This is a genomic window from Streptomyces sp. NPDC004667, assembly GCF_040609475.1.
Lineage (GTDB): Bacteria > Actinomycetota > Actinomycetes > Streptomycetales > Streptomycetaceae > Streptomyces.
Genome location: NZ_JBEXKC010000128.1, coordinates 1 through 14,285 on the forward strand (window position 1 = coordinate 1; position 14,285 = coordinate 14,285).

Here is a 14,285-nt window from a genome sequence, read left to right on the forward strand (position 1 = left end):
TCCGGACACGGCGTACCAGACATCGGAACGCTCACCTCGGGGAGAACACCGTGCGCCGCGGCCGGGGCCGACCGCGTGAGCTGGCAGCGGCTGCTCGGCGAGATCCTGGGCGGCGCCGCCGTCGGCGCGGTCGGGGCCCTGTTCGGCGAGGTCGCCGGCGCCGCCCTGCAGGGCGCGGCCGAGCCCCTGGTGCGCCGCGCCGCCGACTGGGCCGCGGCCCGCCGACCTGCCGCGGACCAGGCGGAGTCCGGGCATCCGGACAGTGGCGGGAGCGTCCCCGAGCGGGCGCCGGCCGACTCCGCGGACGTGTTCGACGCGTACGGGGGCGCCACCGGTCCCCGTGCGCTCGGGTTGGCCGATCTCGTCGCCCTGACCGCGCAGATCGCCGACCTCTGCGGGGTCCAGGACCGGCTGCGGCCCCGCGTGGTCCGGGTGCGGAGCAGGCTGGTCCCCCGGCCCCGGGACCCACAGGCGAAGGCCGCGGCGGCGGCGCCCTTCCTGAACAGCCTGCTCCCTCCCGACCTCGCGCGCGTGGCCGACGGCGTCGGCAAGGGGATCGGCCCGGCCCTGGGCGCGTACCTGTCCGAGCACGATGCCATCGCCGTGGGAATGCGGACCGATGTGCGCCGGGAACGCGGAGCCGTCCTGGCCGGGGTGGATCCGGGGCTGGTTCCGGCCGGTCGGTGGCCCGCCCCGGCACGGTTCCCGCTCGCGCTGAGCCAGCAGTTCGCGGTCGACCGGATGCTCGCCGACCGCGCGGGCACCCAGGGCGGGCTGTTCTCCGTGAACGGCCCGCCCGGCACGGGCAAGACGACGATGTTGCGCGACCTGGTCGCCGCGCTGGTGGTCGAGCGGGCGGCGGTGCTGGCGACGTTCGACCGGCCCGGACAGGCATTCACCGGTCCGGCGTGGCGGGGCAGGGACCGGCAGGGCGGGCACGCGAGGTTCGTGTCACGGCTCGACCCCCGGCTGACCGGGTTCGAGATCGTGGTCGCCTCCTCCAACAACGGCGCGGTCGAGAACATCACCGCCGAACTTCCCGGTATCGGCGCGCTGGGTGAGCACTGGCACGGCGGCCCCGACCATTTCTCCGACCTCGCCTCCGCCCTCCTCGGCGGCCCTGCGTGGGGGTTGGTCGCGGCGGTGCTCGGCAACAAGACGAACCGAAAGGAGTTCGGCGACCGGTTCTGGTGGGGGCGGCTGCCCAAGAAGGAGGCCGACGCCCGGTCCGCGGCAGGGCTGCCACCGCTGCGCGGCATGCACTACGTCCTGGGCGACTGGATCCCGCCGAGGGCCGCGCCCGGCAGTCGCCGCCCGGCCGCCCCGGGGGACCGGGCCGCGGCGGCCGGACCAGCCGAGCCCGTGCCGTCGTGGACCGCCGCCGTCGCCGCCTTCCGAACCGCCCAGGCCGAGGTCGAGCGCCTGCGTGCCGGGCGTGTCCGGACGGCCCGGGCACTGGCAGCCGTCGGGTCCCCGGCGACCGCGCAGCGGATCGCGGACCTGGAAGCCGCCGTCCCCCGCGCAGACCAGCAGGTCACCGCCGCGATGGCCGTCCTGGAACGGGCCGCCGCCACCACCGGCGCGGCACGGAGCGCCGCCGCCGCGGCCGAGGCCGGACACCGAACGGCCAGCGAGCACGTGCCACGGGCCCGGCAGGAGCTGGCCACCGCCCGCGCGGACCTGTCGGCCGCCCGTGAGCTGGCCGCACACCACCGCGACTACGTCACCGCGCTCACTGCCCACCAGGACGCGCCACCCACCGTCGAGCGGGGCCTGCGCGCCGGGCTGCGGCGCCTGCTGCAGAGCTCCGCCGACCGTCAGGCGGCCGAATGGCGGCAGGAACGCTCCCGGGCCGAGATCGCGCAGTTGCTCGTCCAGCAGCGCGCCTCCCTCGACGGTTCCCTGGAGCAGGTCGCCGCAGCCGTACGCGCCGAGTCCCTGGCCGCAGGCCTGAGCTCCTGGGCCGCCACCGCCGTCGACGAAGCCGCCGCCGCGCTCACCACCGCCCTCGCGAACGAACGGACCGCGCACGCCCGCCAGGCCGCGGCGGACACCGCCTTGCGGCGGGCCCGGCAGGCCGCCGACGCGGCCCGCCGTGATCTGCGGGCCGCCGTGACCGAGCTCGACGGACGCCACCACGAACTGAGGCAGGCGGCTCGGACCCTCCCCTCACTGCCCCTCGACTGGCTGCACCTCGACGAAGCCGAGCAGGAACTCGGCTCCCCCTGGTCCGACGAGGCGTGGTCCACCGCGCGCAGTGACCTGTTCCTGCGCGCTCTCGACCTGCACCGGGCCTTCGTGGCCGGGGCCGCGAAGAAGGTCCGGGGCAATCTCCAGGTCCTCGTGGAGCTGATGGCCGGGACGAACGGGCCGCTGCCGGACGAACAGGTCGAGCACGCCTGGCAGACCCTCTTCCTCCTGGTCCCCGTCGTCTCCACCACGTTCTCCTCCGTCGGCAGCATGTTCGCGCGCCTCGGCCGGGAGTCGATCGGCTGGCTGCTCGTGGACGAGGCCGGGCAGGCCACGCCACAGGCCGCCGTGGGCGCGCTGTGGCGCGCCCGCCGCGCCGTTCTGGTCGGCGATCCCCTCCAGCTGGAGCCCGTGGTCACCATGCCCGCGGCTCTGCAGCTCCGGCTGCTGCGCGCCTACGGCGTCGACGAGCGGTGGCTGCCCTCGGCCACCTCGGCCCAGGCCGTGGCCGACCGGACCAACCGCTACGGCACCTACCTGCCGACCCCGGACGGGGACGACGAGCACGTCTGGGTGGGTTCACCGCTGCGCGTGCACCGCCGCTGCGAAGAACCGATGTTCACCGTCAGCAATGACGTCGCCTACGGCGGCCTCATGGTCTACGGCACCGAACGGAAGGCGTTCCCCGACGGGGAACGCGACGGGCTGCTGCCCAGCCGCTGGCTCAACACCGATGACCCGGCCCGCCCGGCCGACGCCCCGTGGGGCGAACGCGACCGCCGTGCCTTCGAGTTCGTCCTCGACCTCCTGGACCGGCACGGGGTGGGTGTCGAGCGCGTACGCGTCATCGCCCCGTTCCGAGCCCTGGTCGCCGAGTGCAAGAGGATCTGCGGCGGCCGTGAAGGCTGGACCGTCGAGCTCCTCGACGAACGCTGTGCCACCGTCCACCGGGCACAGGGCAAGGAGGCCGACGTGGTCGTCCTCGTGCTCGGCGGCGGCCGCCCCGGAGCCCGCGAGTGGGCGGCCCGCACCCCGCACCTGCTCAACGTCGCCGCGAGCCGTGCCAAGCGCCGCCTCTACGTCATCGGTGAGCGCGGCCTGTGGGCCCCGCTCCCCCACTTCGACGTCCTGGCCCGCGAACTGGCGGAGTTCAACCACCACCGCGACCGCGCGACCTGGCCACCGGAGGGCGAACGCCCGGAGCCGGGGCCGCATCCCACCTGACGGGTTCACCACAAACGAAAGAGCCGGTCAGAGCAACATCGCGTCGCTCTGACCGGCTCTGCCAGGTCGTTTGACCATGGTGTCCGAGGGGGGACTTGAACCCCCACGCCCGATAAAGGGCACTAGCACCTCAAGCTAGCGCGTCTGCCATTCCGCCACCCGGACCGGGTGACCGCCCCGGTTTCCCGCGGCGATACGGAGAACCTTACCAAGCCCTCGGACCATCGTTGACCAGGGGCTTTCCGCCCTGGATCGCGGCCCCTCCCGCCGGCGGGGGCGTCTCCCGCTCGCGTACGGGGCTGGTCGCGCCGTCGCCCGGAAACGCAAAAGAACCCCACCGGAGTGGGGTTCCTGCTGGTGTCCGAGGGGGGACTTGAACCCCCACGCCCGATAAAGGGCACTAGCACCTCAAGCTAGCGCGTCTGCCATTCCGCCACCCGGACCAGGTGGTCGGCCCCGGTTTCCCGCGGCGACATGGACAACAATAGCAAAGGATCGGCGGGGTTCCGACCACTTATCCGGGCGGTGGAACGGCGGACGCGCCGCGCTGACCTGCGGGCATGTGGGGGTGGGGGTGGCGAGACGGGGCGTCTCGGGTGGTGTGCGGGTGGGGGCTCGCCCAGGCACGTCGCGGTCCCGGGCGGGGCGGGAATGAGCGAGGCCCGCCCCGGGTGGGGCGGGCCTCGCTCGTGCGTACGGGTGCGCCGCCGTCAGGGGCAGTGGATGACCTGGCCGGCGTAGGAGAGGTTGCCGCCGAAGCCGAAGAGCAGGACCGGGGCGCCGGAGGGGATCTCGCCCCGCTGGACCAGCTTCGAGAGGGCCATCGGGATGCTGGCCGCCGAGGTGTTGCCGGAGTCGACGACGTCGCGGGCGACCACGGCGTTCACGGCGCCGATCCTGGAGGCGAGCGGCTCGATGATCCGCAGGTTCGCCTGGTGCAGGACGACCCCCGCCAGGTCCTCGGGGGTGATCCCGGCCTTCTCGCAGACCTTGCGGGCGAGCGGCGGGAGCTGGCTGGTGGTCCAGCGGTAGACGGACTGGCCCTCCTGCGCGAAGACCGGCGGCGAGCCCTCGATGCGCACGGCGTGGCCCATCTCCGGCACCGAGCCCCACAGGACGGGACCGATGCCCGGCTCCGGGCTCGCCTCGACGACGGCCGCGCCCGCGCCGTCGCCGGTCAGCACGCAGGTGGTGCGGTCGGCGTAGTCGGTGATCTCGGTCATCTTGTCGGCGCCGATGACCAGGGCGCGGGTCGCGGCGCCGGCCCGGATCGCGTGGTCGGCGGTGGCCAGGGCGTGGGTGAAGCCCGAGCACACGACGTTGATGTCCATCACCGCGGGCGCTCCGCCCATGCCCAGCTTCGCGGCGACCCGCGCGGCCATGTTGGGGGAACGGTCGATGGCGGTGGAGGTGGCCACCAGTACGAGGTCGACGTCGTCCGGGATCAGACCGGCGTTCGCGAGGGCCTTGCCGGCGGCCTGGTAGGCCAGCTCGTCCACGGGCTCTTCGGGGCCCGCGACGTGCCGGGTCCGGATGCCGACGCGCGACCGGATCCACTCGTCGTTGGTGTCGACCATGGCCGCGAGGTCCTCGTTGGTGAGCACTTTCGCGGGCTGGTAGTGCCCTAGCGCCACCACGCGTGAACCGGTCATGGGCGGAATCTCCCTCTGTACGGCGGTCAGGAATTACCCAGCTTCTCCTGCTACCGGTGGGTACGGGTGCGCGTGACCCGACAGGATTCCTGCACCGGAATTTGGAGAATTCCGAGCAACTTCCTGCCGGGAGCCCCGTGGGCCGCGGATCCGCGAGAATGTCCTCGTCAAGAGCACGACGAGCACGGAACGGGTGGCTGATCGCCATGGGACGGGTCACCGAGCGGCGCCGGGTCGTACGGATCCGGGGCGGGTTGGTCGGGGCGCGCCCCGACACGCTGGTCGCCGAGGAACCGCTGGAGATCCGGCTCAACGGCAAGCCGCTGGCCATCACGATGCGCACCCCGGGTGACGACTTCGCGCTGGCGGTGGGCTTCCTCGCCAGTGAGGGCGTGGTCGCGCACGCCTCGGACGTCCAGGCCGTCACCTACTGCGAGGGCGCGACCGAGGACGGTTCCAACACCTACAACGTGGTCAACGTGCAGCTGGCGCGCGGAGTGCCGGTGCCCGACATCACGCTGGAGCGGAACGTCTACACCACCTCCTCCTGCGGTCTGTGCGGCAAGGCCAGCCTGGACGCGGTCCGTACGGCGACCCGTTTCCCGGGGCTCGCCGACGACCCGGTACGGGTGACGGCCGGCCTCCTCGGCGAGCTGCCGGACCGGCTGCGCGCGGCGCAGAAGGTCTTCGACCGCACGGGCGGGCTGCACGCGGCCGGGCTGTTCTCGGCGGACGGAGAGCTGCTCGACGTACGGGAGGACGTGGGTCGGCACAACGCCGTGGACAAGATCGTCGGGCGGGCCCTGCAGGCCGGGCGGCTGCCGCTGGCCGGTGCGGTGCTGCTGGTGTCGGGCCGGGCCTCCTTCGAGCTCGCGCAGAAGGCCGTCATGGCCGGGATCCCGGTCCTGGCGGCTGTTTCGGCTCCCTCCTCGCTAGCGGTGGACCTCGCCCTGGAGTCCGGGCTGACCCTGGTGGGCTTCCTGCGGGGCCCGGACATGAACATCTACGCGGGCGACCACCGCATCGTCCTGCCCGCCGGGTCGCGGTAGGCGCGCCGCCCAGGCCCTGTCGGCCTAGCGGCGGCGGCCCCGGCGCGGGGTGGTGGGTTCCTTCGGGGCCGGGGGGTCGATGCGGTGCAGGTCCAGGGTGGCGGGTACCGGGGTGCTGCCGGGGCCGCCGGAGCGGGCCCATTCGATGATCTCGTCCGTCGCGGTGTCGTCGAGGGCCCAGCCGAACCAGACGGCCCGGGCGCCCCTGCTCCGGGCCTCGCTGGTGGGCTGGACCACGATCACGTTGGCCTGCGCGCACGGCCCGAGGCACTCGCTGGTGCGGACCGCCAGCCGGCCCCCGGACGCGGCGGCGGCCTCCCGCAGCCGGGCGAGCTGCCCGGCGTGGTCGGAGCCGGGGTTCTTGCGGGGGTCCCCGCAGCAGCAGCCGCGGCAGACCACCAGGGTGCAGGGGCGCGGGGCGTGGGCGGCGAGCGGGCGTATCCAGGTCACCGCCGCACGTTACCGGCCCCGCGGGGCCGGGTGTTGGGCCGGGGGCGAGACCTCCGCCACACGCTCTGCGGGGAGTTCGCTCCCGAGGGCCTCGGGGTCCCGGGCGCGGCGGCGGGCCAGGACCGCGCAGACCATCAGCTGCATCTGGTGGAAGAGCATCAGCGGCAGCACCGCGAGCCCGGCCTGGGCGCCGAACAGGACGCTGGCCATGGGGAGTCCGGCGGCGAGGCTCTTCTTCGACCCGGCGAACTGGATCGCGATCCGGTCCTCGCGGCCGAATCCGAGGCGTCCGGCCCCGTACCAGGTGACGAGGAGCATCACGGCGAGGAGTACGGCCTCCACCGCCAGCAGCGCGCCGAGGTGCGGGAGGCTGACGCGGTGCCAGACCCCGGCGGCCGTGCCCGCGCTGAAGGCGGCGTAGACGACGAGCAGGATCGAGCCCCGGTCGACGTAGCCGAGCACCTTCTTGTGGCGGACCAGGAAGCCGCCGACCCAGCGGCGCAGGGCCTGGCCCAGGAGGAAGGGCAGCAGCAGCTGGACGACGATCTTGACGAGGGAGTCCGGGGAGAACCCTCCCGCGTCGGCGCCGAGCAGGCCGGCGGCGAGGAGGGGGGTGAGGACGATGCCGGCGAGGCTGGAGAAGGAGCCGGCGCAGATCGCGGCGGGGACGTTGCCCCGGGCGATGGAGGTGAAGGCGATGGAGGACTGGACGGTCGAGGGGACCAGGCAGAGGAAGAGCAGGCCGCTGTACAGGGGCTCGGTCAGCAGGGTGGGGACGAGCGCGCGGGCGGCCAGGCCGAGGAGCGGGAAGAGGATGAAGGTGCAGGCCAGCACGGTGACGTGGAGGCGCCAGTGGCGCAGCCCGTCGAGGGCCTCGCGGGTGGAGAGCCGGGCTCCGTAGAGGAAGAAGAGCAGGGCGACCGCGCCGGTGGAGGCGCCGTCGGCGACGGTGGCGGCCGGGCCCCGGGCCGGGAGCAGCGCGGCGAGGCCCACGGTGGCGAGCAGGGCCAGTACGTACGGGTCCAGGGGCAGCCGGGCGGGGAGGCGGGGACGACGTCGCATGGGCGGTGTTCACTCGCTGTGGGTCGGGGCGGGGGGCCGCAGGGGGAGCTGGAAGCGGAGGGGGTCCTCCGTTCATGCTGGCGGATGCGCGGTCATCGGGAAACACGCACACCGCACTGACTGCCATCACGAAGCGGAATAAGCTGGTTCCATGTACGACCCCGTTCAGCTGCGGACCTTCCTCACGGTGGCCCAGACGCTCAGCTTCACGCAGGCCGCCGCCCGGCTCGGCGTACGGCAGTCCACGGTCAGCCAGCACGTGCGGCGGCTGGAGGGGGCGACGGGGCGGACGCTGTTCGTCCGGGACACGCACAGCGTCGGGCTCACGGAGGACGGCGAGGCGCTGCTGGGCTTCGCGCGGACCATCCTGGAGGCGCACGAGCGGGCGGCGGCCTTCTTCACCGGGACGCGGTTGCGGGGGCGGCTGCGGTTCGGGGCCTCGGAGGACTTCGTGCTGACCCGGCTCCCGGAGGTCCTGGAGGGGTTCCGGCACGAGCATCCGGAGGTGGACCTGGAGCTGTCGGTCGAGCTCTCGGGGATCCTGCACGAGCGGCTGGACGCGGGGCGCCTGGACCTGGTCCTGGCCAAGCGGCGCGGGCCGCAGGACGAGCGGGGCCGGCTGGTGTGGCGGGACCGGATGGTGTGGATCGGGGCGGAGGGGGTGCGCGTGGACCCGGAGCGTCCGGTGCCGCTGATCGTGTTCCCGCCGCCGGGCATCACCCGGGCGCGGGCCCTGGAGGTGCTGGAGCGGGACGGGCGGTCGTGGCGGATCGCGTGTACGAGCGGCAGCCTCAGCGGTCTGATCGCGGCGGCCCGTGCCGGGCTCGGGGTGATGGCGCACACCCGGGGGCTGATCCCGCCGGGGCTGGTACGGGTGGGCGGGCTGCCGGAGCTGGGGCCGGTGGAGTTCGCCCTGCTCCAGGGGCGGCGCCCGACCCCGGCGGCGGAGGCGCTGGCGGCCGCGGTCCTGGCGGGCGGCGACCGCCTGAGCCGGCCGGCGTAGTTCCGCGGCCGACGCGGGCGGGCCCGCCGCGGCAGAGCAGAGTGCCGCCGCGAGCAGGGACGGGAAGGCCGTGGCGAGGAGCCCCCGGGAACGGTTCGTCTGGAACCACCCGTAGGAGTGGGCGCAGGGGCCGCCCGGCAGCCGATCACGGGGCGGCACCCGGCATCCCGGCGACATCCCGCAGGGCGGGGCCGGACAGCGGACCGGCTCACCCGTACGGGCGACGGGGGCGCCGTGCCGCACCACGGTCGGCGGGGCACGGGGGCCCGGGGGGATCTTGTGGAGGTTTCCGCGGGGGTGCCGGTGGCCGGGGCCGGTGGGGTAGCGTCGCGGCGCTCGGCAGGAGAGGAGCGCAATGTTGCGCGAGTTCGGCGTTCCGCCCGTGGTCACGGGCCCTGCGGTCGGCGGACTGGCCGACTGCGTCTTCCAGTACGCCGGGGAGGAACCCGAACGGGTGGTGCTCGGGCGCAAGGTGGACGGCGTCTGGCGGGACGTGACCTCCGGGGAACTGGCCGCCGAGGTGCTGGCGCTCGCCAAGGGGCTGCTGGCGCAGGGGATCGGTTTCGGGGACCGGGTCGCCGTGATGTCCCGTACCCGCTACGAGTGGACCCTGTTCGACTTCGCCCTGTGGGCGATCGGCGCCCAGCCCGTCCCCGTCTACCCGACGTCCTCGGCCGACCAGGTGCACTGGATCCTCTACGACTCCGGCTGCGCGGGCTGCGTCGTGGAGGACGAGGACCAGGCCATGACGGTCGGCTCGGTGATCGAGCGGCTGCCGTCGCTGCGCCTGCTGTGGCAGCTCGACGCGGGAGCGGTCGGGGAGCTGGTGGAGGCGGGCCGGTCGGTGGACGGGGACGTGGTGCACCGTCACCGCCGGGCCGTGACCCCGGACGCGGTCGCCACCGTCATCTACACCTCGGGGACCACGGGCCGGCCCAAGGGCTGCGTGCTCACCCACGCGAACTTCATGTTCGAGGCGGACACCCTGGTGGACCGCTGGGAGTCGGTGTTCCGCAGCGGATCGGGCGAGCAGCCGTCGACGCTGCTCTTCCTGCCGCTGGCCCACGTCTTCGGGCGGATGGTGGAGGTGGCCGCCGTACGGGCCCGGGTCAAGCTGGGGCACCAGCCGGTGCTCGCCGCCGCCGAACTGCTGCCGGACCTCGCGGCCTTCCGGCCGACCTTCGTGCTGGGGGTCCCGTACGTCTTCGAGAAGGTGTTCGCGGCGGCCCGGCGCAAGGCGGAGGTGGAGGGGCGCCGGGGTCCCTTCGACCGGGCGGTGGAGACGGCGGTGCGGTACGCGGAGGCGCGCGAGCAGAAGGCGTTCGGGACCGGTCCGGGACCGTCGGCGGGGCTGCGGATGGAGCACCAGCTCTTCGAGAAGCTGGTGTACGGGAAGGTGCGCGAGGCACTGGGCGGCCGGGTCCGGCACGCGATGTCGGGCGGGTCGGCGATGTCGCGCCGGCTGGGGCTGTTCTTCGACGGCGCCGGGATCACGGTGTTCGAGGGGTACGGGCTGACGGAATCCTGCGCCGCCGCCACGGCGAATCCGCCGGGGGCGACGAAGTACGGGACGGTGGGGCGGCCGATCCCGGGCGGCACCGTGCACATCGCCGACGACGGGGAGGTGTGGCTGCACGGCGCGCACGTCTTCTCGGGGTACCTGAACGACCCCCGGGCCACGGAGGAGGTGCTGCGCGGCGGCTGGCTGGCGACCGGGGACCTGGGGCGCCTGGACCGGGACGGGTACCTGACGATCACCGGGCGCAAGAAGGAGATCCTGGTGACCTCCAACGGCAAGAGCGTGGCGCCGGCCGCGCTGGAGGAACGGGTGCGGTCGCATCCGCTGGTTTCGCAGTGCGTACTGGTGGGCAACGACCGGCCGTTCATCGCGGCGCTGGTGACCCTGGACGTGGAGGGGATGGCGCACTGGCTGTCGATGCGCGGGCTGCCCCAGCGGCCCGCGGAGCAGCTGGTGGGCGACCCGGAGCTGGCGGCGGAGGTACGGCGGGCGGTGGTGGCCGCCAACACGCTGGTCTCGCAGGCCGAGGGGATCCGGGCCTTCCGGGTGCTGCCGGGACAGTTCACGGAGGAGCGCGGGCTGCTGACGCCGTCGCTGAAGCTGAAGCGGCGGGCGATCGAGAAGGCGTACGCGCGGGAGGTCGCGGAACTCTACCCGTCCTGAACCGGGGCCCCGGGAGCGCCGCGCGGCGAACCTCTCCACCGATCTGACGACCCATCACTTCATGGCGTCACCGATATTGACGGTCCGTCAGGTCGCGCACAGAATGCGGGGATTCCTACCGGAGGGGATCCTCACCATGTCGCGAACCGTCCGCGCCCTGGCCGCCGCTGCGGCCGCCCTCGCGCTCGTCTCCGCCTGCAACTCCGCCTCCACCTCCCACGGCCCCGCCCCCGACGGCCCGGGGGGCGCGGCCGGGAACACGCGCGGCGTGAGCGCGGACTCCGTCAAGGTGGGCGGCATCGTCTCGATGACCAGCGCGAGCGGATACAGCAAGAAGGACACCGACCTCGGGGCCCGGGCCCGGTTCCTGAGAGCCAACGCCGAGGGCGGCGTCGCCGGGCGCAGGATCGACTACATCGGCGCGGAGGACGACGGCCAGGATCCGGGGAAGAACCTGGCCGCCGCCCGCAAGCTGGTCCAGCAGGACAAGGTCTTCGCCGTCTCCCCCATGAGCTCGGTGACCTTCTCCGGCGCCGACTTCCTCGAACAGGAGAAGGTCCCCACCTTCGGCTGGGGCACCCTGCCGTCCTTCTGCGGGCCGCAGTACGTCTACGGGTTCAACGGCTGCCTGGTCCCCTCCCCCGGCGGCACCCTCAACCAGACCTGGCCCGAGGGGATCGGCCGGGTGCTCGGCGGGGCCCGGGGCAAGTCGGTCGCGATCATCGCCAACGACAGCGACGCCGGGAAGTTCGGCATCCGCACCTTCCGGCAGGGCTTCGCCGCCGCCGGGTTCACGGTGTCCTACGCCAAGGCCTCCGTACCGGCCACCGCCGTGCCCAGCGACTGGTCGGCCTACGTCAAGGAGCTCCTGGCCGGCCCCGACGGCAAGGCCCCGGACGCCGTGGTCTCCGTCATGCAGACCCCCAACAACATCGGGCTGTTCACCGCGCTCAAGCGGGCCGGCTACCGGGGCGTGCTCACTGATCCGACGGACTACGACCCGGGGCTCCTCGCCAAGGACGCCACCAGGCAGGCCCTCGACGGGGTCTACGTGCTGCTCCAGTTCCAGCCCTTCGAGTCCACGGACCCGCAAATGGAACGGTTCAAGGCCGACATCAAGGCGGCGGCGAACGGACAGGAGGTACCGCTGAACATGCACATGCTCACCGGGTACATGTCGGCCGACCTGTTCCTGTCCATCGCGGCGAAGGCGGGCCGCGACCTCACCGTGGAGTCCTTCCAGGCCGCCGCCCGGGGCTTCTCCGACACGGGGACCCTGGTCGGCGACCGGTCGGAGCCCAAGGGCCAGAAGGACAGCTTCGGCTGCGGTGCGCTGGTGCGGCTGAAGGACGGGGCGTACGAGGTGGCCGTGCCGTTCGCCTGCCACGAACCCATCCCCTTCGCGTAGGGGCCCGCCATGGGGGATCTGCTCGTCTTCGTGCTGAGCGGTCTGGTCTCCGGGGCCCTGTACGCGCTGCTGGCCACCGGGCTGGTGCTGTCGTACTCGGCGTCCGGGCTGTTCAACTTCGCCCACGGGGCCACCGCCTACCTGTGCGCCCTGGTCTTCTACGAACTGCGCTCCGGGCTCGGCTGGCCCGCGGTCCCGGCGGCCCTGCTGGTGGTCTGCGTACTGGCGCCCGGACTCGGGTGGGGGCTGGACCGGCTGATGTTCCGGCGGCTCGCGCGGGTCGGGGAGAGCGCGCAGATCGTGGCGACCATCGGCCTGCTGGTGGCGCTGCCCGCCGCCGGACTGTGGGCGGTGGAGCTGCTCGCCGACGCGGGCGCGCCGGTCAGGCCGGCGGAGAACCAGTTCGGGCTGCCGGGGGTCGGGCCGAGCCCGGCGAGGGCGTGGCGGCTCGCGGACGGCGTCGGCGTCGACTCCGACCAGCTGATCACCTGGGTGGTCACGGCGGTGGTGGCGGCGGCCCTGTGGGTGCTGCTGCGGCACACCCGGCTGGGGCTGCGACTGCGGGCCGCCGTGGACGACCGGTCCCTGACCGAGCTGCGCGGGATCAGCGCCGACCGGCTGTCGTCGGTCGCATGGATGATCGCGTCCGCTCTGGCGGGCCTCGCCGGGGTGCTGGCGACCCCGCTGCTGGGACTGTCCGCGCACGACTTCACCCTGTTCCTCTTCGTGTCCGCGACGGCGGCGGTGATCGGGCGGTTCGCGTCGGTGCCGATGGCGTTCGCGGGCGGGCTGGGGCTGGGGGTGGTTCAGAACCTGGTCGCCGGGTACGCGTCCTTCGCCGAGTCCGTCACCGGGTTCAGGACGGCGGTGCCCTTCCTGATCCTGTTCGGCGGGCTGCTGGTGCTGAACCGGCGGGCGCGGACCGCCGGGGTCGTGCCGGCGGACGCGCCGTCGCCGGACCCTCTGGCCGGGGCCCCGTGGGGACGGCGGTGGGGTGTGTGGGCGGTCGGCGCCGGGCTGCTGTGCACGGCCCTGTACACCGTCACCACCCCCTTCTGGAGCGGGCTGCTCGCCCAGGGACTGGCCGTCGGCCTGGTGTTCCTGTCCTTCACGGTGGTGACCGGGCTCGGTGCGATGGTCTCCCTGGCGCAGGCCACCTTCGTCACCGCCTCGGCCCTCGTGGCGGGGCTGCTGATGAGCCGGGGCTGGCCGTTCGTGGCGGCGCTGGCGGTCGGCACCTGCGTGGCCGCCGCGCTGGGGGCGCTGGTCGCGCTGCCGGCGCTGCGGCTCGGCGGACGGTCGCTGGCGCTGGCCACCCTGGCGCTGGCGTTCCTGGCCGACCAGGTGCTGTTCCAGATGCGGTGGCTGCGGGGCGGGGACGCCGGGTGGGCGGTGCCGAGGCCCGTGATCGGGCCGGTGGACCTCTCCGACGACCGGGCGATGGGGGTGGCGCTGGTGGTGCTGATCGCGCTGGTGGCGGCCGGGCTCGGCGCGCTGCGGAACTCGCCGTCGGGGCGGGCGATGCTGGCCGTGCGGTCGGCGCCGGCTGCGGCGATGGCCTCGGGGGTGTCCGTGCTGCGCACCAAGCTGCTGGTGTTCACCCTGTCGGCGGGGCTGGCGGGCTTCGGGGGCGTGATGTACGCCTCGTACAACACCCGGATCACGGCCACGGACTTCACCGCGATGACGGGGCTGGTGTGGCTGGCGGTGGTGGTCGCGGCGGGCGTACGGAGGCCGCCGTACGCGGTGGTGGCCGGGCTGGTGTACGCGGTGGCCCCGCGGCTGCTGTCGGACTGGGTGACGGAGTCGGCGCACCTGCCGGTGATCCTGTTCGGGCTGGCCGGACTGGCGCTGGCCAACGACCCCGACGGGTACTGCGCGGCCGTCCCCCTGCGCCTGGCGAAGCGGAGGGCCCGTGCCGGGGCCGGCCGGACGGCGGCTCCCCGGGGCGGGGCGGTGTCCGGGGCGGTGTCCGGGGCGAAGCCCGCGCCCCCGTCAGGGCTGCCGGCCGGGGCGGCGGACGGCCATCCCGGCCTCCCGGCCCGGGGCCCGGCCGGCGCGCCGG

At 74.1% G+C, this 14,285-nt stretch carries 9 protein-coding genes and 2 tRNA genes; 6 read left to right on the plus strand and 5 right to left on the minus strand.

Annotation, left to right across the window (positions count from 1 at the left end; genetic code table 11):
- The first annotated feature begins 75 nt into the window (after positions 1 to 75).
- The gene (locus ABZW32_RS36485; RefSeq protein WP_356224701.1) at positions 76 to 3,414 is read left to right on the plus strand and encodes an ATP-binding protein; all 3,339 of its coding nucleotides are present in this window, start codon (positions 76 to 78) and stop codon (positions 3,412 to 3,414) included.
- 77 nt (positions 3,415 to 3,491) lie between these two features.
- Here the strand turns inward: ABZW32_RS36485 and ABZW32_RS36490 are convergent.
- From ABZW32_RS36490 to ABZW32_RS36500, 3 genes are all read right to left on the minus strand, one after another.
- Positions 3,492 to 3,579 (minus strand) — tRNA-Leu (locus ABZW32_RS36490).
- A 190-nt stretch (positions 3,580 to 3,769) separates the two neighbouring features.
- Positions 3,770 to 3,857, minus strand: a tRNA-Leu gene (locus tag ABZW32_RS36495).
- Between the two features lie 267 nt (positions 3,858 to 4,124).
- Positions 4,125 to 5,066, minus strand: a complete 942-nt coding sequence (locus tag ABZW32_RS36500; RefSeq protein WP_356224703.1) for a beta-ketoacyl-ACP synthase III — start codon at positions 5,064 to 5,066, stop codon at positions 4,125 to 4,127.
- 206 nt (positions 5,067 to 5,272) lie between these two features.
- Between ABZW32_RS36500 and fdhD the strand changes: the two genes are divergently transcribed.
- Positions 5,273 to 6,115 (plus strand): formate dehydrogenase accessory sulfurtransferase FdhD, encoded by an 843-nt coding sequence (gene fdhD, locus ABZW32_RS36505; RefSeq protein ID WP_356224705.1) that lies wholly within the window; start codon positions 5,273 to 5,275, stop codon positions 6,113 to 6,115.
- Between the two features lie 24 nt (positions 6,116 to 6,139).
- On the opposite strand, the gene ABZW32_RS36510 is transcribed toward fdhD, so the two are convergent.
- Both ABZW32_RS36510 and ABZW32_RS36515 read right to left on the minus strand, forming a co-directional pair.
- Positions 6,140 to 6,565 carry a (2Fe-2S) ferredoxin domain-containing protein gene (locus ABZW32_RS36510; RefSeq protein ID WP_356224707.1) on the minus strand — a complete coding sequence of 142 codons (426 nt, stop codon included), beginning with the start codon at positions 6,563 to 6,565 and terminating at the stop codon, positions 6,140 to 6,142.
- A 9-nt stretch (positions 6,566 to 6,574) separates the two neighbouring features.
- Positions 6,575 to 7,627 (minus strand): bile acid:sodium symporter family protein, encoded by a 1,053-nt coding sequence (locus ABZW32_RS36515; RefSeq protein ID WP_356224709.1) that lies wholly within the window; start codon positions 7,625 to 7,627, stop codon positions 6,575 to 6,577.
- A gap of 151 nt (positions 7,628 to 7,778) precedes the next feature.
- Here ABZW32_RS36515 and ABZW32_RS36520 point away from each other — a divergent pair, with 151 nt between their 5' ends.
- From ABZW32_RS36520 to ABZW32_RS36535, 4 genes are all read left to right on the plus strand, one after another.
- Positions 7,779 to 8,630, plus strand: a complete 852-nt coding sequence (locus tag ABZW32_RS36520; RefSeq protein ID WP_356224711.1) for a LysR substrate-binding domain-containing protein — start codon at positions 7,779 to 7,781, stop codon at positions 8,628 to 8,630.
- A 358-nt stretch (positions 8,631 to 8,988) separates the two neighbouring features.
- Positions 8,989 to 10,812: a long-chain fatty acid--CoA ligase gene (locus ABZW32_RS36525; RefSeq protein WP_356224717.1), complete on the plus strand. Its 1,824-nt coding sequence runs from the start codon at positions 8,989 to 8,991 to the stop codon at positions 10,810 to 10,812.
- A 136-nt stretch (positions 10,813 to 10,948) separates the two neighbouring features.
- Positions 10,949 to 12,220, plus strand: a complete 1,272-nt coding sequence (locus ABZW32_RS36530; protein WP_356224713.1) for an ABC transporter substrate-binding protein — start codon at positions 10,949 to 10,951, stop codon at positions 12,218 to 12,220.
- A 9-nt stretch (positions 12,221 to 12,229) separates the two neighbouring features.
- Positions 12,230 to 14,285: ABC transporter permease (locus ABZW32_RS36535; protein WP_356224715.1), on the plus strand; the 2,056-nt coding region annotated here is incomplete at its 3' end.